The sequence below is a fragment of the Mesorhizobium sp. M1409 genome (assembly GCF_040317535.1).
In the GTDB taxonomy this organism is placed as follows: Bacteria; Pseudomonadota; Alphaproteobacteria; order Rhizobiales; family Rhizobiaceae; genus Mesorhizobium.
The window spans coordinates 24,701-44,311 of sequence record NZ_JAMYKV010000007.1 but is presented as its reverse complement, the minus strand read 5'-3'; the positions used below and the strand labels follow the sequence as shown (position 1 = coordinate 44,311).

At 64.2% G+C, this 19,611-nt stretch carries 17 protein-coding genes; 15 read left to right on the top strand and 2 right to left on the bottom strand.

The genetic code is table 11. From position 1 onward, the window contains the following. The first annotated feature begins 329 nt into the window (after window positions 1-329). The gene (locus NKG99_RS08295; RefSeq protein ID WP_352866194.1) at window positions 330-2,402 is read left to right on the top strand and encodes a 3-hydroxyacyl-CoA dehydrogenase NAD-binding domain-containing protein; all 2,073 of its coding nucleotides are present in this window, start codon (window positions 330-332) and stop codon (window positions 2,400-2,402) included. 27 nt (window positions 2,403-2,429) lie between these two features. Here NKG99_RS08295 and NKG99_RS08290 read toward each other — a convergent pair whose 3' ends face one another. Further along, window positions 2,430-3,236 (bottom strand): LuxR C-terminal-related transcriptional regulator, encoded by an 807-nt coding sequence (locus tag NKG99_RS08290; RefSeq protein ID WP_352866192.1) that lies wholly within the window; start codon window positions 3,234-3,236, stop codon window positions 2,430-2,432. A gap of 111 nt (window positions 3,237-3,347) precedes the next feature. Between NKG99_RS08290 and NKG99_RS08285 the strand changes: the two genes are divergently transcribed. The 9 genes from NKG99_RS08285 to NKG99_RS08245 all read left to right on the top strand — a co-directional run bounded on the left by NKG99_RS08285 (window position 3,348) and on the right by NKG99_RS08245 (window position 12,583). Then, entirely contained in the window at window positions 3,348-4,484 is a 1,137-nt protein-coding gene (locus NKG99_RS08285; RefSeq protein WP_352866190.1) for an ABC transporter ATP-binding protein, read from the top strand. Beyond that, complete coding sequence (locus NKG99_RS08280) at window positions 4,465-5,628, top strand: ABC transporter substrate-binding protein (RefSeq protein ID WP_352866187.1); 1,164 nt, start codon at window positions 4,465-4,467, stop codon at window positions 5,626-5,628. The genes NKG99_RS08285 and NKG99_RS08280 overlap by 20 nt, the downstream gene beginning before the upstream one ends. Window positions 5,629-5,703: 75 nt before the next feature. Beyond that, on the top strand, window positions 5,704-6,567 hold the full coding sequence (locus tag NKG99_RS08275) for an ABC transporter permease (protein WP_352866184.1): 864 nt from the start codon (window positions 5,704-5,706) through the stop codon (window positions 6,565-6,567). After that, window positions 6,567-7,379 (top strand): ABC transporter permease, encoded by an 813-nt coding sequence (locus NKG99_RS08270; RefSeq protein WP_352866181.1) that lies wholly within the window; start codon window positions 6,567-6,569, stop codon window positions 7,377-7,379. The genes NKG99_RS08275 and NKG99_RS08270 overlap by 1 nt, the downstream gene beginning before the upstream one ends. A gap of 10 nt (window positions 7,380-7,389) precedes the next feature. Further along, window positions 7,390-8,151, top strand: a complete 762-nt coding sequence (locus NKG99_RS08265) for an SDR family NAD(P)-dependent oxidoreductase (RefSeq protein WP_352866178.1) — start codon at window positions 7,390-7,392, stop codon at window positions 8,149-8,151. A gap of 300 nt (window positions 8,152-8,451) precedes the next feature. After that, a complete protein-coding gene (locus tag NKG99_RS08260; RefSeq protein WP_352866176.1) occupies window positions 8,452-9,198 on the top strand; it encodes a hypothetical protein in 747 nt (248 codons plus the stop codon). Window positions 9,199-9,561: 363 nt separating this feature from the next. Beyond that, on the top strand, window positions 9,562-9,891 hold the full coding sequence (locus tag NKG99_RS08255; protein WP_352866174.1) for a hypothetical protein: 330 nt from the start codon (window positions 9,562-9,564) through the stop codon (window positions 9,889-9,891). 5 nt (window positions 9,892-9,896) lie between these two features. Further along, a complete protein-coding gene (locus NKG99_RS08250; protein WP_352866172.1) occupies window positions 9,897-11,279 on the top strand; it encodes a glutamine synthetase family protein in 1,383 nt (460 codons plus the stop codon). Next, complete coding sequence (locus NKG99_RS08245) at window positions 11,279-12,583, top strand: NAD(P)/FAD-dependent oxidoreductase (protein WP_352866170.1); 1,305 nt, start codon at window positions 11,279-11,281, stop codon at window positions 12,581-12,583. Before NKG99_RS08250 ends, NKG99_RS08245 begins: the two co-directional genes overlap by 1 nt. 265 nt (window positions 12,584-12,848) lie before the next feature. On the opposite strand, the gene NKG99_RS08240 is transcribed toward NKG99_RS08245, so the two are convergent. Beyond that, window positions 12,849-13,619, bottom strand: a complete 771-nt coding sequence (locus tag NKG99_RS08240; protein WP_352866167.1) for an IclR family transcriptional regulator domain-containing protein — start codon at window positions 13,617-13,619, stop codon at window positions 12,849-12,851. A gap of 120 nt (window positions 13,620-13,739) precedes the next feature. On the opposite strand from NKG99_RS08240, the gene NKG99_RS08235 reads away from it, so the two are divergent. The 5 genes from NKG99_RS08235 (at window position 13,740) to NKG99_RS08215 (ending at window position 19,573) form a co-directional block, all read left to right on the top strand. Beyond that, window positions 13,740-14,597 (top strand): CoA transferase subunit A, encoded by an 858-nt coding sequence (locus NKG99_RS08235; protein ID WP_352866165.1) that lies wholly within the window; start codon window positions 13,740-13,742, stop codon window positions 14,595-14,597. Then, window positions 14,594-15,400 carry a CoA-transferase subunit beta gene (locus NKG99_RS08230; protein WP_352866162.1) on the top strand — a complete coding sequence of 269 codons (807 nt, stop codon included), beginning with the start codon at window positions 14,594-14,596 and terminating at the stop codon, window positions 15,398-15,400. Before NKG99_RS08235 ends, NKG99_RS08230 begins: the two co-directional genes overlap by 4 nt. A 1-nt stretch (window position 15,401) precedes the next feature. After that, the gene (gene pcaF, locus NKG99_RS08225) at window positions 15,402-16,607 is read left to right on the top strand and encodes a 3-oxoadipyl-CoA thiolase (protein ID WP_352866585.1); all 1,206 of its coding nucleotides are present in this window, start codon (window positions 15,402-15,404) and stop codon (window positions 16,605-16,607) included. A gap of 150 nt (window positions 16,608-16,757) precedes the next feature. Then, on the top strand, window positions 16,758-17,789 hold the full coding sequence (locus NKG99_RS08220; protein WP_352866160.1) for a BMP family protein: 1,032 nt from the start codon (window positions 16,758-16,760) through the stop codon (window positions 17,787-17,789). A gap of 272 nt (window positions 17,790-18,061) precedes the next feature. Continuing rightward, entirely contained in the window at window positions 18,062-19,573 is a 1,512-nt protein-coding gene (locus tag NKG99_RS08215; protein ID WP_352866158.1) for an ABC transporter ATP-binding protein, read from the top strand. Window positions 19,574-19,611 lie beyond the last annotated feature (38 nt).

Here is a 19,611-nt window from a genome sequence, read left to right as displayed (position 1 = left end):
GTCGATGCTGGCGGGACAGCACCCCCCTCTGTCCTGCCGGACATCTCCCCCGCAAGGAGGGAGATTGGCAGCCTTAGCGCCTCGCTCACTCTTACAGCGTTGGAGATTGGCGAAAGCCGAGGCGACGTCCAATCTCCCCCCTTGCGGGGGAGATGCCCGGAAGGGCAGAGGGGGTGTGTGAAGGATCGCTACTTTCGGAGATGATGGCGGCCAGGCACCTCGAACGGCTAATCATTGTGCCAGGCCGGCATCCGGTTCCCATCCGCGCCATGGCGCTGTAAATCCGGCTTGCGCGGCCATGGCTGCTGATTAGTGCTGGGAGGTTTTGCTTGTCCGATTTCCTCAGGATCAACCGCGATGGCGGTGTCGCCATCGTCACCATCGACAATCCGCCGGTCAATGCGCTGAGCTTCCACCTTCGCGAACCGCTGATGCAGGCGCTGGTTGAGCTGCGCGACGATGCGTCGGTTGCTGCCGTCGTCATCGTTTGCGCCGGCCGGACCTTTGTCGCCGGGGCCGACATCACCGAATTCGGCAAGCCGGTGCAGCAGCCCGATCTGCGCGCCATCGTGGCGACACTGGAATCGATCACCAAGTCGACCGTTGCCGCCATTCATGGCACCGCGCTTGGCGGCGGCCTGGAATTGGCGCTCGGGTGCCATTTTCGCGTTGCCGATACCGGCGCCAAGCTCGGCCTGCCGGAGGTGAAGCTTGGTCTCTTGCCAGGCGGCGGCGGCACGGTGCGGCTGCCGCGCCTTGTCGGCGCGCTGAAGGCCTTGAAGATGATCGTTTCCGGTGCCCCGATCAGTGCGACCGAGGCGCATGCCGCCGGTCTGGTCGATGCCGTCTTCGAAGGCGATCTGACCACGCATGCCGTCAACTTTGCCAGGGAGCTAGCCCGCAAGGGTGGCCCCTTCACCCCGGTGCGCGATCGCGATGACGGGCTCAAGGAGACCGACCTGGCGGCTCTCGACGCCGAGGCGGCGGATCTTGCCAGGAAGGCGCGCGGCCTCGATGCGCCGATCGCCTGCGCACTGTCGGTGCGCAATGCCGTCACGCTGCCCTTCGACACGGCGCTGGCGGCGGAGCGCGCGCTGTTCGTGAAACTGGTCGCCAGCGACCAGTCGCGAGCGCAGCGCCATCTGTTCTTCGCCGAGCGTGAGGCGGCGAAGATTTCGGCCAAGGATGTCGTCAAGCGCAGGATCGCCCGCGTCGGCGTCATCGGCGCCGGCACGATGGGCGGCGGCATCGCCATGGCCTTCGCCAATGGCGGCTACCCCGTCATCCTCCTGGAAACCAGCCACGAGGCGTTGCAGCGCGGATTGGCGACCATCGACAAGAACTACTCGGTGTCCGTCACGCGCGGCTCGTTGACCGAAGATGCCAAGCGCCAGCGGCTCGCCCAGTTCACAGGTTCCACCGACTATGCCGACCTCGCCGATTGCGACCTGATCGTCGAGGCGGTGTTCGAGGACATGGCGGTCAAGAAGGAGGTGTTCGGCAAGCTCGAAGCGGTGGCGAAGCCCGGTGCGATCCTCGCCACCAACACATCCTATCTCGACATCGACGAAATCGCCGCCTCGACCTCACGGCCGCAGGATGTGGTCGGGCTGCATTTCTTCTCGCCGGCCAATGTCATGAAGCTGCTGGAGATCGTGCGGGCCGACAAGACCGCGCCCGATGCACTGGCGACCGTCGTCGACCTGGCGCGGCGGATCGGCAAGGTGGCCGTGGTCGTCGGCGTCTGCCATGGTTTCGTCGGCAACCGCATGCTGGCGGCGCGTGGTTCGGAATCGGAAGCGCTTCTTTTGGAAGGCGCCACACCGCGCCAGATCGACCAGGCGTTCACCGATTTCGGCTGGCCGATGGGGCCGTTCCAGATGGGCGATCTGGCCGGCCTCGACATTGGCTGGCGAAACCGCAAGGCGCGCGGCCAGACAGCCGTCATCGCCGACACGCTGTGCGAGCAGGGACGGTTCGGCCAGAAGACCGGCAAGGGGTTTTATCTCTATGAGAACGGTTCGCGCACACCGGTTCCGGACCCGCAAGTCGAGGCGCTGATCCGCGCCAAGGCGGACGAAAAGGGCATCGCTCCGCGCGCGATCAGTGCGGAAGAAATCATCGAGCGCACGCTCTATCCCCTGATCAACGAGGGCGCGAAGATCCTGGAAGAAGGGATCGCGGCCCGCGCGTCCGACATCGATGTCGTCTGGGTCAATGGCTACGGCTTTCCCATCGGCAAGGGCGGCCCGATGTTCTGGGCCGGTCTCGAAGGGGCGGGCAAGATTATCGAGCGGCTCGAGTACTGGCATCAGCGCACCGGCAAGGACATTTTCAAGCCGGCGCCACTGCTCAAGACAATGGCCGAGACGGGTTCCTGGGAAGCCGGCGCAACAGCCTGATCGAGCGGTGGTTCAAGGCCGGAGGAATTATCGGATCCGCGCGTCGATGATCTCGACGAAGCGGGCGAAGAGGCCGGCCTGCGACTTGATCTTGAGCTTGCGGTAGATGTTGCGGCGATGGACCTTCACGGTTCCCGGCACGATGCGCATGGCCCGGGCGATCGACTCGGTGGAGTGCCCCTGCAGCACTAGGTCGACGACATGCTTTTCGCGCGGCGTCAGCGACAGGCTCTGCCAGATATGGGCGCGATCGAATTCGTTGACGGACGCTATCGTCTCGTCCTGCTTCACTTCCGCCGGTTCGTCGGCCGGAAGGGCGGGCCAGCGCAACCTGGCGAAGCTGATCACCGCCGACGCCATGTCGCGCAACAATCTGGCATCGGCGGTGCCGAACGGGCCCGAGGCGCGCAGCCGCATCAGTGAGAGCACCAGCGCATCCTTGCCGGGCAGCGGCACGAAGAAGCCGACCTCCTCGGCCAGCCTGGTCTGGCTGTAGTAGGAGCGAAAATACTCGCTGGCGTAGAAGCGGTCCGGCGCCAGTTCGCGCATGCGCCAGAACCCTTCCTTGCGCTCGACCGCCGCGTGATGGAACGGGTCGAGCAGATACGGCCCCTCCTGATAGAGCGCGACGAAGACGTGGCTTTCGGCTGGCGAGAACGTCTCGAAGAGCAGAGGCGGGCGCGAGGCGCCGCGATAGCCGAAGATCACGCAGTGATCGAAGCTGACATGCTGCCGCAGCCAATCGACCAGCGCCTGGCCGAACAGGTCGCCGCTGGTCTCTCGCGTTGCCGCGACCAGCGTGGCGAGCCGGCTGTATTCGTCGCTGCGGGACAATCCATACCCCCTTAAACGAGAAAATAGATCAGATATACCACCTGCGAGGTATATACTAGCCGGCATTGGCTCTGGTAGCGTCTTGAAATTGCCCCGGGGAGTCCGCAGCCTTTGACCGCAGTGCCCGACATCGAGTTTCGCGGCGTCACAAAGCGCTATGGCAGCGTGACGGCAGTGAGCGGCATCGATCTTGCCGTCCCGCCATCCGCTTTCGTCGCTCTGCTCGGGCCGTCCGGCTGCGGCAAGACCACCTGCCTGCGCATGATCGGCGGTTTCGAACAGCCGAGCGAAGGCCAGGTGTTCATTCGCGGCCAGGATATGGCCGGCACGCCGCCCTACCGGCGGCCGGTCAACATGGTGTTCCAGCAATACGCGCTGTTTCCGCATCTGGATGTCGAGGACAACGTCGCCTACGGGCTGCGCCAGGCAAGGCCGCGGTTGTCGTCGCGCGAGATCGGCCTGAGAGCCGGCGAGGCGCTCGAAATGGTGCGGCTTGCCGGCTATGGCCGTCGCAAGATCCACGAACTGTCCGGTGGCCAGCAGCAGCGTGTCGCGCTGGCACGCGCGCTGGTCAACAAGCCGGCGGTGCTGCTGCTCGACGAGCCGCTGGCGGCGCTCGACAAGAAGCTGCGGACCGACATGCAGATCGAGCTGCAGAACCTGCAGCGCGAGATCGGCATCACTTTCGTGCTGGTCACCCACGACCAGGAGGAAGCGCTGTCGATGAGCGATTTCGTCTGCGTCATGAATGGCGGCCGTATCGTCCAGCTCGGACAGCCGAGCGAGATCTATGACGAGCCGGCCGACCTGTTCGTCGCTGACTTCGTCGGTAAGACCAACCTCTTGAGCGGCAAGGTCGCCGGGCATACGGGCGATCTGGTGGAGGTGGCGCTAGCGGACGGCACCGTGATTGCCGCGCGCAAGCGCACCGCCTTGCAGCAAGGCGAGGCCGTGTCGGTCAGCCTTCGTCCTGAATCGCTCAGTCTCGGCACTTCAGGAAGCGGCCGCTTCAAAGGCATCGTCCGCAATCGGATTTTCCTGGGTTCGACAGCGGAATACGCGATCGAGGTCCAGGGCATTGGAACGCTGCTCGCCAAGGCCGATCATCTGATCGGCCACGGCAATCTCTTCAAGCCGGGTGAACCCGTCGCCATCGGCTTTACCTCCGGAACGCCGCTGGCGTTTCCGGACCCCAAGAACAACGGGACCAACCAGAGGGTAGATAAACATGTCGAAATCATATCGTGATGGACTGCCGATAAGCCCCGAGAAGTTTGTCGACCAGCTGATGCGTCTGAAGCGCGGCTCGATCGGCCGCCGCGATTTCCTTGGCCTCACCGGCCTTGGCATCGCGACGGCGGTGATGGCGCGCGAGATCGGAATCATGCCGACGCCGGCCTTTGCCGCTGAAAGCCTTGGCGACCGCATGTCGATCGCCACCTGGCCGAATTATCATGACCCGGCGACATTCGAAAATTTCAAGAAGGACACTGGGGTTGCCGTCGAGGTCAACGTGTTCGGCTCCAACGAGGAGATGCTGGCCAAGCTGCAGGCGGGCGCCTCGGGCTGGAGCCTTTTCGTGCCGACCAACTACACGATCTCGACCTACAAGAAGCTCGGCATCATCGAGCCGCTGGAGATGGCGAAGCTGCCGAATTTCGACGGCTCGCAGGAAGACCCGCGCTTCACTGGGGAAGGCACGATCGACGGAGTGGCCTACGCCGTACCGAAGAACTGGGGCACCACCGGCTTTGCCGTCAACACCAAGAAGCTGACCAAGCCGATGACCAGCTGGAAGGAGTTCTGGGACACCGCCATGGCGGAAGGCGACAGCCGCACCATGGTGCACGACTACCAGCTCACCACGATCGGCAATGCCCTGAAATATTACGGCTACTCGTTCAACTCGCTCAAATCAGACGAACTAGCCAAGGCGGAGGAACTGCTGCTGAAGGTCAAGCCGCATCTGTTCGCGGTTTCATCCGACTACCAGCCGGGAATGCGCGCTGGTGACGCCTGGATGACCATGTGCTGGACGAACGATGGCGCGCAGTTGCATCGCGACATTCCCGAGATCGCCTATGTGCTGGGCAAGGAAGGCGGCGAGATCTGGACCGACTTCTACGCCATCCCGAAGGACGCGCCGAACAAGCCCGCCGGTTACGCTCTGCTCAACTACCTGATGAACCCGCAGGTGGCGGTGAAGGAGCATCTGGCCAATGGTGCGCCATCGACCGATGCGCGGGTCAACAAGCTGCTGCCGAAGGAGGTGCTCGACAATCCGATCCTTTATCCGGCGGCGGACCTGTTGACGCCGCTGGAATTCGGCGCGGCGGCAACGCTGACCGATCCCGGCCGTGCCGAATTGATGGCGCGCTTCAAGTCGGCCTGAACCGCGCGGCCTCAAATTCGACTCAGATAACTTGACCGGCGGGTTCATTCCCGCCGGCACCGGGGCAATCTCTCCATGCACGGCAGCCGTCTTCGCAAGAACCTTCTGACCGCCATGCTGCTCGGTCCGGCGGCCGCGTGGCTGGTGGTGTTTCTGGTGCTGCCGTTCATCGCCATCGCTGTATTCAGCGTCGGCGAACGGGCGCCGGAAGGCGGCTATCAGGCGGCTTTTACTTTCGCTCAATATGCCAATCTTCCAGCGCGGGCGACCGCCTTCTGGAACACAATGGTGCTGGCGCCCGTAGGGGCGCTCGCCTGCCTGCTCGTCGCCTATCCGGTTGCCTATTACCTTGCCTTGCAGGCGCCGCAGCGCTGGCGGCTGATCCTGCTGGCGCTGGTCGTCATTCCGTTCTGGACCAGCCTTCTGATGCGGACCTATGCCTGGATGTATGTGCTGGGCGGGCGCGGCATTCCGGCATTGCTCGCCTATATCGGGTTCGAGGATGTCAGACTGATCAACACGCCGGGCGCGGTGCTGCTCGGCATCGTCTATGGCTATCTGCCGCTGATGATCCTGCCGATCTATGTCAGCCTCGAGCGGCTCGACCGCCGGCTGCTTGAAGCCTCCGCCGATCTCGGTGCAACACCGATTTCGACTTTCCTCGGCGTGACCCTGAAACTGTCGCTGCCCGGCGTGATGACCGGCTTCTCGCTGGTGATGATCCTGCTGCTCGGCGAATATCTGATCCCGACGCTGCTCGGCGGCGGCAAGGTGTTCTTCATCGGCAATGCGCTGGTCGACCTGTTCCTGCAGTCGCGCAACTGGCCGTTCGGATCGGCCATCGCGATCACGCTGGTGCTGGTCTCGGTGGTGGTGCTGATTGCCGCCAACCGCATCTCGACCCGGGTTTCGGGCGCGCGCCGGGTGGATCTGATCTGATGCGCGCCTTCGTCATTGCCGTCTTCGCCTTCCTTTATCTGCCGATCGCACTGGTCGTGCTGTTCTCTTTCAACGCCGGTCACCATGCGAGCGAGTTCACCGGCTTTTCGGTGCAATGGTATGGCAAGGCGCTGGCAAACCCGTTCCTGGTCGAAGCGCTGAAGAACAGCCTGTTCATCGCCGCCACCAGTGCGTCGCTGGCGGCGTTATGCGGCACCGCGGCCGCGCTCGGCCAGGCGCGCGTCGGCGTGCGGACCCGTGCTATCTTCGATGCGCTTCTGGGTGCCGCGATCGTCGTTCCGGGTGTCGTCATCGGCATCTCGACGCTGGTCGCGCTCGTCCAGCTGTTTACGGTCGTCAACCCGTTTCTCGCCTCGATCTGGCCCGATGACAAACCGCCGCGCTTGGCGCTCGGCTATGGTTCGATCATCGCGGCGCACGGGCTGTTCTCCATGGCGCTGGTGACGATGATCGTCGGCACGCGCCTCGGCAGCCTCGACCGCAATCTGGTCGAGGCCTCGAGCGATCTCTACGCCACGCCGCTGACGACGTTCCGGTCGATCGTGCTGCCGCAGATCATGCCGGCGGTCGTCGCCGGCTTCCTGCTCGCCTTCACCTTCTCCTTCGACGATTTCATCGTCGCCTTCTTCGTCGCCGGCGCGCAGACGACGCTGCCGATCTATGTCTTCGCGTCGATCCGGCGCGGGGTAACTCCGGAAATCAATGCTATCGCGACGATCGTGCTCGTCGCCTCCGTGCTGATTGTGGTGCTTGCCCAATGGCAGCTGCGCCAGCGCAAACCATCGAACTGAAAGTCGCATCATGATCCTCAAAGACCGCATCGCCGTGGTGACAGGCGCCGGCTCCGGCATCGGGCGCGCCGGCGCCATGATCATGGCCAGGGAAGGCGCGGTGGTCGTCATCGCCGACAGGGATGAGGCCGCTGGCGAAGCAACGGCTTCGGATATCCGGGCATTGGGCGGGCAGGCCGAGGCGATCGCGACCGATGTCGCGGAGGACGCGGCGGTCGAGCAACTCGTTGCCGGCACGCTTGACAGGCATGGGCGCATCGACATCCTGCACAATCACGCCGGTATCCAGGTCGGCGGCACGCTGACCGAAGTCGAGACCGAAGGCATGGATGCCTCGTGGCGGGTCAATGTGCGGGCGCAGTTCCTGGCGGCGAGGTTGGTCATGCCGTCGATGGTCGCACGAGGCGGCGGTGTCATCCTCAACACCGCCTCCAATTCCGGCGTGTTCTACGACCGCGAGATGATCGCCTACGCCACCTCCAAACATGCGGTGGTGGCGATGACGCGGCAGATGTCGCTCGACTATGCCCGGTACAATGTCCGCGTCAACGCGCTCTGCCCAGGCTGGGTCGACACGCCGTTCAACGAACCGTTCATCGCCCAGATGGGCGGCCGCGAGGCGATCGAAACCTATGTCCGCACCAAGATCCCGATGGGGCGCTGGGCCAGCGCCGAAGAGATCGCCGAAGCGATCCTGTTCCTCGTCTCCGACCGCTCCTCTTTCATGACCGGCCAGGCGCTGGTGATCGATGGCGGCGAAAGCATCGGCTGAGACTATGATCTCGCCGCCAGGCCCTTTATTTCAGCGCCTTTCCGATACACTGCCCCACGACTTTTCCCTGCTGCCGGTCGGTAGCCAGGACTATGGTCCGATCGGCATGGGACTTCAGTGCCACGGCGGTCCACGAGCGTAGATTTTCCTATAATATCAAATGGTTACGAGTCTTGACGGTTGCCAGCTCGCGTATTGAGACCGCATTTGTCTAAAGTTTACTCTGTACAATTAGTAATTCCTCATACGACGGTCGCCTAGCGGTTGGGCGAAGGGTGGCGATTCCCCGAGGAGGTTACCATGACAAACCGAAAGACTCTGTTCGCGGCGCTTGCCGCATTGGCGCTTCTGGCGTCTCCGGCGATAGCCGGAGCCGGCGGCAACGGGCACGGCGGCGGCAACGGCAATGGGGGTGGAAATGGCCACGGTGGTGGCAACGGCCATGGCAACAGCGGCGCTTCGCACGGCAAGTCGTCGGCTCCTGGGCAAGTGGCCAAGGCCGAAGCGGACGACTCCACGGTCGATAAGACCGCAAAGGTCTCGTCCGTGTCCAAGGAGAAGAACATCCACGCCAAGCTTGGCCGGCTGAATTCGCTGCAGCGCAACATCAACGCCTACATGAACTCCAAGAGCAAGAAGTTCGCCGCCATCCAGGCTTTCGTGACGCAGTCCGCGAAAGCCAAGGTCGCCCAGGCCGCAGCTGAGGCGGCTCAGGATAAGCTGGATGCGCTGAATTCGCAGTTGAGCGCCTTGACGTCGCTGACGGCCGAACAGATTGCGGCCATGACGCCCGAAGATCAGGCGGCCTTGCCTGGGAAGATAACGGATCTGCAGGCCGAAATCACCGCCCAGGAGGCAGAGGTCGCCGCCGCCAATGACGCGGCGACGGCGGCAGCGACCGGCACCGATGATGCATCGCTCGACGCGGCGCTGACGGACATGGCCAACAAGCCCGTCGATGCCGATGTCACCGCCTGGGCCCAAGGCGTCCTTGCCGACAAGATCGACCAGACGGCGGCCGCGATTGAAGCGGAAACGACGCCGTAGCGAATCGTCGCCGAAACGGCAGTAGCCAGTCAAGGATGCCGCCGGGTCTCGCCCGGCGGCATTGCTGTTTCGCAGCCATGATCGGGCTGGGTCCCAGCCCGGCCGTCTTCAACCAGTCTACGAAGGCGGTCACTGCCTGCGAGTTCTGACACCTGCACCGCACCGGCCGACATCGACCGTGACATCGTCGACGTCTTCCGGTTGCAGCAATCGCTGCGCGAACACCTGAATATACTCGACCATCTTGAAAGCCGGCAGTATGAGTTGGCTGCCGATCTGCTTCGCATTCGTCTGCGGCTCTCCCGCAACCCGCGACCATAGCGCTGTTCGGCATGATCAGCCGGCCGGAATGACGAGGATTAATTGACGCGTAAAGCCAGCCCGACCATCGCGCTGTTTCCCGAAGCGAGTTTCGAACCAGCGTTGAATTGTGTCGGCTTCGCGCAGGCGCTGCGTGCGAGAGGCGCCCGACCGGGGGCCGGGCATGACAATGCTCGCCGTGCCGGCGAGACCGGCGTTGGTGACCATATCGACCGTGATGCCTGGACCGAAGGAGTATTGGAGAAAGCCATTCTCGGCCTGCTGGCCGATGACCCCATGCGCGCCCGCCTGAAGCGGAATGCAGCCCAAATGGTGCTGAAACCTGGAACGGATGTGGCCGCGCAAGCCATACTCTCTCTGATACGGACATGAACGAAATGCCTGACCAAATCACGACGAATAGCTCCGCCCTGAACAACGCCGATCCGAAAAGCTGGCTGGCCCTGCACGGCATCAACGAGGTCGAGTGCCTGGTGCCCGACATGAACGGCGTGCTGCGCGGCAAGGCCTTGCCGGTGGCCAAATTCCTCCAGGCGCTGGAAGACCGCGCGCTCTATTTGCCGAGCAGCGCCTTCCTGGTCAGCATCGACGGCCGCTATTCCGGCGCGATCGACGAGGGTTTTGCCTATTCGGACCCGGACATGCGCATGGTGCCTGATGTTTCGACGCTCTGCCTCGCGCCCGGCGCCGCTGCTGGCAAGGCCTATGTCTTCGCCGATGCCTTCCACATGGACGACCGGCCCTGGATGGCCTCGCCGCGCCATGCGCTGCGGGCCGTGCTCGATCTCTACCGCCAGCGCGGCTGGCGGGCGGTGGTGGCGCCGGAGCTCGAATTCTATCTCACCGCGCCCAATCCCGATCCCGACCAGCCGTTGACCGCACCGATCGGCGCCAACGGCCGGGCTGAAACCGTGCAGCATCCCTATGACATGGTGGCACTCGAGGAGTTCGAGCCGGTGATCCGCCGCATCTATGATTATGCGGCGGCGGCCGGATTGCCGCTCGACACGTTGATCCATGAATCGGGCACGGCGCAGCTGGAGATCAATTTCCTGCATGGCGATGCGCTGCCGCTGGCCGACAAGGTGCTGCTGTTCAAGCGGTTGACGCGCCAGGCCGCACAGCAAAGCGGCATGCATGCCACCTTCATGGCCAAGCCGATCGCGGCACAGGCGGGAAGTTCGATGCATCTGCACATGTCCATCATCGACGAGGCCGGCAAGACGCTGTTTGCCGGCGGCGACGATGCCGACACCGAAATGTTCGGTCATTTCATCGGTGGCCTGCAGAAATATGTCCCGGAAATCATGCTGCTGTTCGCGCCGAACGTGAACTCGTTCCGCCGCATAAGGCCGAACCACAGCGCGCCGGCCAACATCGAATGGTCGCATGACAACCGTTCCTGCGGCTTGCGCGTGCCGGCTGGTGGCCGCGCCGCGCGGCGGGTGGAGAACCGATTGCCGGGTGCCGATTCCAATCCTTACCTGGCGATCGCCGGCTCGCTGCTCGCCGGCTATCTCGGCGTCGAACAGAAACTGGCGCGGTCGACCGAGGCGTCTGGCAATGCCTATAAGATCAAGAGCACGCTGCCGAAGACCATGGAGGAGGCGCTTGACCGTTTCGCTGCTTGCGACCCGGTGCGGGCGCTGCTCGGCGAGGATTTCTTCCAGACCTATCTGCGCGTCAAGAGCGTCGAACTCGACCTGTTCCAGGGCGTCGTGACGAGTTGGGAACGCGACCACCTGCTGCTCAAGGTGTGATGATGGCCTCCAGTTCAACGGGTTTCAATTCGGGCCTCGATATCGGCAGATCCTACTATGTCGCCACCGCCAATCCATCGCCGGACCATCCGGCGCTGGTGGGAGATGTCGACGCCGATTTGGTGGTGGTCGGCGGCGGCTGCACCGGGCTGTCAGCCGCCCTTCACGCCGCCGAGCGCGGATTGAAGGTGGTGCTGCTCGAGGGCGGCAAGATCGGCTGGGGCGCCTCGGGGCGCAATGGCGGCCAGATGATCCCCGGCCTGCGCAAGGGCGCCAAGGGTCTGGTCAAGCTCTACGGGCCCGAGCGGGCAAAGGCGTTGTTCGATCTCGCCTTCGAGGCGCGCGGGCTGGTGCTGGATATCATCGAGCGCCATGCCATCGATTGCGATCTCAGGCTGACCGGCCATCTCGTCGGCGCGGTCAACGGCTCCGATCTTAGGGATCTAGAGGAGGAGGCCGAGTGCCTGGCCACGGTGATGAAGTTTCCGCATGCCGAAATCCTTTCGGCGGCGGAAGCCCGCGGCAAGGTCGACACGCCCTATCACGGCGCGATGTACGAGCCGCTTGGCGGCCACATGCATCCGCTCAATTACACGCTCGGCCTTGCCCGCACCGCGATAGCTGCCGGCGTCACCATCCACGAGAATTCGGTTGCCGTGCGGCTGGAGCGCGAGCCTTCGATCCGGGTCTCGACATCAAAGGGTTCGGTCCGCGCTAAACATGTCGTGCTGGCGGGCGATGCGCTGCTCAGTGGGCTGGAGCCGCGCGTCAACAGCCGTATCATGCCGGTCGGCAACTACATCGTCGCCACCGAGCCGCTGGAAGGCAAGCGCAATGTCATCCCAGCCGATGTCGCAGTGTCGGACACACGCTTCGTCGTCAACTACTACCGGATGTCGGCGGACGGACGCCTGCTGTTCGGCGGCGGCGAGCGCTACACCCCGTCACCGCCGGCGGATATCGCCGGCTTCGTGCGGCCGCATATGGAAAAGACCTTCCCGCAACTTCAGGGCTGCCGCATCGATCACGCCTGGGGCGGACTGGTGTCGGTGACGACGTCGCGGCTGCCGCATGTCGGGCACTATGGCGAGGTCTATTTCGCGCATGGCTATTCCGGCAAGGGCGTCATCCTGTCGACGCTGTCGGGGAAGCTGTTGGCCGAAGCGATCACCGGCGACGCCTCGCGGCTCGACCTGTTCTCGACGCTGACCCCGATGCCGTTCCCCGGCGGCACGGCGCTGCGCGGTCCGCTCTATGTGCTGGGGATGCTGTGGTACGCCATGCGGGATCGCATCAAGCATTGAGGCCGCGCTGCAACGGCACAAAATAGTACCCCTAGCGATCCTTCACACCCCCCTCTGTCCTGCCGGACATCTCCCCCGCAAGGGGGGAGATTGGCAGATTCAGCGCTGCGCCCACCTACATCGGCGGAGATTGGCGAAAGCTGAGATGACAGCGATCTCCCTCCTTGCGGGGGAGATGGCCGGCAGGCCAGAGGGGGGTGCTGGCCCGCCGACGCATGGACTTTGCATGCCGCGGCAGTTGCGATTGGCGGGCGAGAATACCTTACTAAACCACAAAGAAATCCTCGATGCGCTGCCTGGCTCCAAGCAGCGCTGGCAGGATTTCCCGCTCCATCTCCGCGACGGAGAAGCGGGCGGACTGGGTCGAGATGTTGATTGCCGCGACCGTGCTTCCCGAGCGGTCGCGGATCGGCACGGCGATCGAGCGCAGGCCAAGCTCCAATTCCTCGTCGACGATGGCAAAGCCGGCCGCTTTCGCCTTCGCGATAGCCTCGGCCAGCAACGGCTTTTCGGTGATCGTCTTCGGCGTCCGCCTCTCGATCGTTGCCTGGCCGAGAAATGCGTCCAATTCCTGGGGCGTCATGCCAGCAAGCAGGATGCGCCCCATCGAGGTGCAATAGGCCGGCAGTCTGGTGCCGACATCGAGCGACACGCTGAGGATACGACGACCGGGAATACGGGCGACATAGACGACATCCTGTCCCGACAGGATCGCGGCCGAGCAGGCCTCGTTCAGCTGTGCCGCCACCGCGCGCATGATGGGGGCGGCGAAGGTCCATAGCGAGGCGCCACCGAGCCAGGTGCGGGCGACCGTCAGCAGGCGCGGCGACAGCGAGAACACGCGGCCGGCCTGTGTTGCAAAGCCGGTGGCGGTCAGCGTCAGCAGGAAGCGGCGGGCACCGGCGCGGGTCAGGCCTGCTTCCTCGGCCATTTCGGTCAGCGTCATACCCGAGGGATGCCGGGCCAGGATCTCCATGACGGCAAGGCCGCGCTCGAGCGAGCCGACATGATCACGGGAAACAGCCTCTTCGCCCATCTTGTCTCCGCAGAACGGCATCGGCGTCAGGATTGACTCTATGCCCTCTCCGAGCGTAAAAAGTATCGCATATAGAACACATGTTCGCAATACGAACTTTTTGAATTTGGAGCCGACGCGATGGTCAAGTTCCTGCCGCTCAAACAGGCCGTGGCGGAGAATTTGAACAATGGCGACATGGTCGCCTTCGAGGGCTTCACCCATCTGATCCCGACCGCGGCGGCGCATGAGGCGATCCGCCAGGGGTTTCGCGACCTGACCCTGATCCGCATGACGCCGGATCTGATCTACGACCAGATGATCGGCATGGGCATGGCGAAGAAGATCATCTTCTCCTATGTCGGCAATCCCGGCGTCGGCCTGCTGCGGCGCGCCCGCGATGCCATCGAGAACGGCTTTCCGCGCCCGCTCGAAATCGAGGAACATAGCCATGCCGGTATGGCCAATGCCTATGAGGCGGGTGCTGCCGGCCTGCCTTGCGCGGTGTTTCGCGGCTATCGCGGCGCCGGGCTGGCGGCGGTCAATCCAAACATCAAGTCTGTGACCTGTCCGTTCACCGGAGAGGTGCTGGCGGCTGTCCCTTCGATCCGGCCTGACGTCACCTTCATTCATGCACAGAAGGCCGACAAGAAAGGCAATGTGCTGGTCGAAGGCATTATCGGCATCCAGAAGGAAGCAGTACTGGCGGCCAAACGCGCGGTGGTGACGGTCGAGGAAGTGGTCGACAATTTCGACGATCTGCACCCCAATCTGACGGTGCTGCCGCGCTGGACGATCGCGGCGATATCGGTCGTGCCCGGCGGCTCGCATCCGTCCTACGCGCATGGCTATTATGCGCGCGACAATGCGGCCTATCTCGAATGGGACGAGATCGCCGCCGACCGCGAGAAATTCCAGGCGTGGATGCAGGCCAATGTCATCGAGAAGAGCGCCGACGATTTCGCTGCTCGGGTCGAGTATCTGAGGAAAGCGGCATGAGCGACGATCAGACCCGCTTGGGCTTCACCCCGAACGAGATGATGACGATCGCCGCCAGCCGCGCGCTGCGGAATGACGATGTCTGCTTCGTCGGCATCGGTGCGCCATCGGCCGCCTGCAACGTGGCGCGGCTGACGCATGCGCCCGACATCACCTTGATCTACGAGAGCGGCACGATCGGCACCGCGCCCGACGTGCTGCCGCTGTCGATCGGCGACGGCGAATTGTGCGAAACCGCGGTCACCACCGTCGCGGTGCCGGAGATGTTCCGCTATTGGCTGCAGGGCGGGCGCATCTCGATCGGCTTCCTCGGTGCGGCGCAGCTCGACAAGTTCGGTAACATCAACACGACGGTCATTGGCGACTATTTTCATCCCAAGACCCGGCTGCCCGGCGGCGGCGGCGCGCCGGAGATCGCGACGTCGTCGAAGGAGATCTACATCACCATGGCGCAGACCAAGCGAGGGATGGTCGAAAAGATCGACTTCTTCACCTCCTTCGGCCATGGCGAGGGCGGCGATCATCGCAAACGGCTTGGCATCGAGACATCAGGCCCGACCTTGCTGATCACCGATCTCGCCATCTGGAAGCCGGATCCGGTGAGCAAGGAATTCACCGTCGTGTCGCTGCATCCAGGCGTCACGCGCCAGCAGGTGCAGGAGAGCTGTGGCTGGGTGGTTAAGTTCACTGATACGCTTGACGAAACGCCGGCGCCAAGCGAACTCGAACTCAAGACATTGCGCGACCTGCAGGCCCGCACCAAGGCGGCGCATGAGGGAACCGGAAAAGCAAAGGCTGCATGACATGGCCGAGGCCTATATCTGCGACTACATCCGCACGCCGATCGGCCGTTTTGGCGGTTCGCTGTCTTCGGTGCGCGCCGACGACCTTGGCGCGATACCCCTGAGGGCGCTGGTCGAGCGCAATCCCGGCATCGACTGGCAGGCGGTCGACGACGTCGTCTATGGCTGCGCCAACCAGGCCGGCGAGGACAACCGCAACGTGGCGCGCATGGCGCTGCTGCTGGCCGGCCTACCGAAGGAAGTTCCAGGCTCGACCGTCAATCGCCTGTGCGGCTCCGGCATGGATGCGCTGACCATTGCCGCGCGCGCCATCAAGGCCGGCGAGGCGGAGTTGATGATCGCGGGCGGTGTCGAATCGATGAGCCGGGCGCCCTTCGTCATGCCCAAGGCCGACACGGCGTTCTCGCGCAACGCCGAGATCTACGACACCACCATCGGCTGGCGCTTCGTCAACCCGCTGATGAAGAAGCAATATGGCGTCGATTCGATGCCGGAGACCGGCGAGAACGTGGCAGAAGAGTTCGCCATCTCCCGCGCGGCCCAGGATGCCTTTGCCGTGCGCAGTCAGGACAAGGCGGTCGCCGCACAAGCCAGTGGCCGCCTGGCGAAGGAAATCACAGCAGTGACCATCCCGCAGCGCAAGGGCGATCCGGTTGTCGTCACCAAGGACGAGCATCCTCGTGCCGGAACCACGGTCGAGGCGCTGGCCAAGCTGCCGACGCCGTTCCGGCAGGGCGGCACGGTGACGGCCGGCAATGCCTCCGGCGTCAATGACGGGGCGGCGGCGCTGATCGTCGCCTCGGAGGCCGCGATCAAGAAGTACGGCCTGACCCCGATCGCCCGCATCCTCGGCGGGGCCGCCGCCGGTGTGGCGCCGCGCATCATGGGCATCGGCCCGGCGCCGGCGACGCAGAAACTCTGCGCGCGGCTTGGCCTGACGCCAAAACAGTTCGATGTCATCGAACTCAACGAAGCCTTTGCCTCGCAAGGCATCGCCGTGCTGCGCCAGCTCGGCATCGCCGAGGACGCGGAACACGTCAACCGGAATGGCGGCGCCATCGCGCTCGGCCATCCCTTGGGCATGTCGGGTGCGCGTATATCCGGCACGGCGGCGCTGGAGCTTCGCGAACGCGGCGGCCGTTATGCGCTGGCGACGATGTGTATCGGCGTCGGCCAGGGTATCGCGGTCGCGCTGGAGCGGACCTGACGAGCAGTCCTCGCTTGGCCGGCCAAGATCAAGAATCCGGCGCGTGGTTAAATTTGACCACGTGGACAAAAGTCCGGACCCGTTCCATAGTTCCCTGTCTGATTTTTAGAACGGCCGGCTCGACACGGCTGTCAAACAGAGGGGCACGAAATGGAAGACCGGAAGAACAAATCTAATTCGACACGCGAAGGGCTTTCGCGACGTAATGTGCTGGAGCTGGGCGCGCTCGGCCTGGCCGCTGCCATGCTGCCGGGCGCTGCCTTCGGCAAGGATAAGAAGCTGAAGGTGGCGGCGATCTTCGCCACGCCGATCGAGGAGCCATGGGACAACCAGATCCATGTCGCCCTGCAAAAGGCCGAGAAGGAACTCGGCATCGAGTACAAATGGTCGGAGAAGGTGCAGACCGCCGATTTCAGCCGCGTCATGCGCGAATATGCGCAAGGCGGCTATCAGCTGGTGTTGGGCGATGCCTTCGCCGCCGAGCGTGAATCGCGTCGCACCGCCAAGCAATTTCCGAAGACCGCCTTTCTGTTCGGCTCGGGCGCCGGGCCGGCGGAACCCAATTTCGGCGTCTTCGACAACTGGATCCACGAGCCGGCCTATCTGTCCGGCATGATCGCCGGCAAGATGTCGAAGTCGGGCACGATCGGCGCCGTCGCGGCGATGGGCATTCCGGAAGTGAACCGGCTGGTCAACGCCTTCTTCGCCGGCGCCAAGGAGGTCAATCCGAACATCAAGAAGAAGGTCGCCTTCATCGGCTCGTTCTTCGATCCGCCAAAAGCCAAGGAAGCGGCGGTCGCGCAGATCGACGCCGGCGCCGACGTCATCTATGCCGAGCGCTTCGGAGTCATCGAAGCCGCGGTGGAGAAGAAGGTACTTGCCATCTCCAACATGTCCGACCAGTCGAGCCTCGGCCCCGACACGGTCATCACCGGTCCCGTTTGGGACATGTATCCGACGGTCGAGCAGGCGATCAAACTGGTCAAGGCCGGCGTCTTCACCGCGCAGGACTATGGCGATTTCTCGCGCATGGCCAAGGGCGGCTCGTTCCTGGCGCCCTACCACAAGTTCGACAAGACGTTGCCGGCGGACGTCAAGGAACTGGTCGAGAAGAAGAAGGCCGAAATCCTCGAAGGCAATTTCCGCGTCGACGTGGATGAGAACACGCCGGTTTCGGATTGAGTTTTACCCTCCCCCTTGTGGGGAGGGTCGATCCGCGAAGCGGAGCGGGGTGGGGGGTCTTCGGGGCGGGGGGGGGCGGGCCGCGGCCCGGCCGCGCCGCGGCGGGGGGGCGGGGGGGGGCCGGGCCGGTCCCCGCCGCGCGGGGGGGGGGGGCGGCCGCTCTTCGGCGCCGCCCCCACCCCGTCTCGCAATCTTCGCTTCGCTCCGACTGCGAGCCGACCCTCCCCACAAGGGGGAGGGTGAAGCAGAGCCCTCTCTCCGCAGGAGCACCCTTGCCCGCCCCCCTCATCGAAATGCGCGGCATCACCAAACACTTCGGCGCCGTCAAGGCCAACGAGGCCGTCGACCTTAGCGTAGCGCCGGGCGAGATCCTTGGGCTGCTCGGCGAGAACGGCGCCGGCAAGACGACGCTGATGAATGTGCTGTTCGGTGCCTATGCGCCGGACGCCGGCGAAATCCTTATCCAGGGCCGGCCGGTGCGGATCACCAGTTCGGCCGATGCGCTGGCCGCCGGCATCGGCATGGTGCACCAGCATTTTCACCTCGCGCCACGGCTCACCGTGCTGGAAAATCTTCTAATAGGCATTCCCGGCAAGAGCGGCCGGATCGACCGTGCCGGCGGGCTGGCGCGGCTGGCCGAGATCGGCCGGCAGCATGGGCTCACACTTGACCCGGCCCTGCCGGTCTCGGCGCTGTCGGTCGGCGAACAGCAGCGGCTCGAAATCGTCAAGGCGCTGTTTCGCGGCGCCAGGCTGTTGATCCTCGACGAGCCGACGGCGGTGCTGGCGCCGAGCGAGGTCGACGGATTGTTTTCGGCATTGCGCTCGATGGCGGCGCAAGGCCTCGGCATCATCTTCATCTCGCACAAGCTCAACGAGGTGCGTGCGCTGACGCATCGCTGCACGGTGCTGCGGCACGGCCGCGTCGCCGGCCGGGTGGACGATCCCGCCAACACGACGTCGGCCGCAATGGCGCAACTGATGTGCGGCCACGAGATCGTGCCGCCGGCGCGGGGACCATCGACGCCTGGTGCTGATGTGCTTACCCTCAAGGGCATCTCGACATCGCATCATTCGGGCACGCCGCTGCGCGACGTGTCGGTTGCCGTTCGTGCCGGTGAGATCCTCGGCATTGCCGGTGTGTCAGGCAATGGCCAGCGTGCCTTGGCGGAGGTGATCTCCGGGACGCGTGTGCCTGACGCCGGCCAGATGACGATCGCCGGCAGCAAGGTCACACGCTTCTCGCCGCGCGAGGTGCAGGCGCTTGGCCTTGGTCGCATTCCGGAAGACCGCATGACAACCGGGCTGGTCACCAATTTGCCGCTCGCCGATTCGATGGTGCTGCCGCGCATCGGCACCGCCGCTTTCAGCAGCAGGGGCCTGCTCAAGCCGGATGCGATCCGCGCCTTCGCCGAGGCGCAGATCAAGGCCTATGATATCAGGTGCCCCGGGCCGATGACCCGCGCCGGAGCGCTATCCGGCGGCAATCTGCAGAAGGCGCTATTGGCGCGCGAACTCGCCTTCGATCCGAAGGTGCTTATTGTCTCGCAGCCGACGCGCGGCCTCGACATCGGGGCCGCGCGTTTCATCCACGAAAAGTTCCTCGACATGCGGGCCAAGGGCTGCGGCATCGTCGTCATTGGTGAGGATCTCGAGGAGCTGCTGGTGCTCTGCGACCGCATCGCGGTGATGTATGAGGGGCGCATCGTCGGCACGCTCGACAGCGCCGATGCAACGATCGCGCGGCTCGGGCTGATGATGACCGGCGCGGAGGGGAGAGTCTAGATGAACCTTCTGGCGGCGCTGACCCCCACCCCTAACCC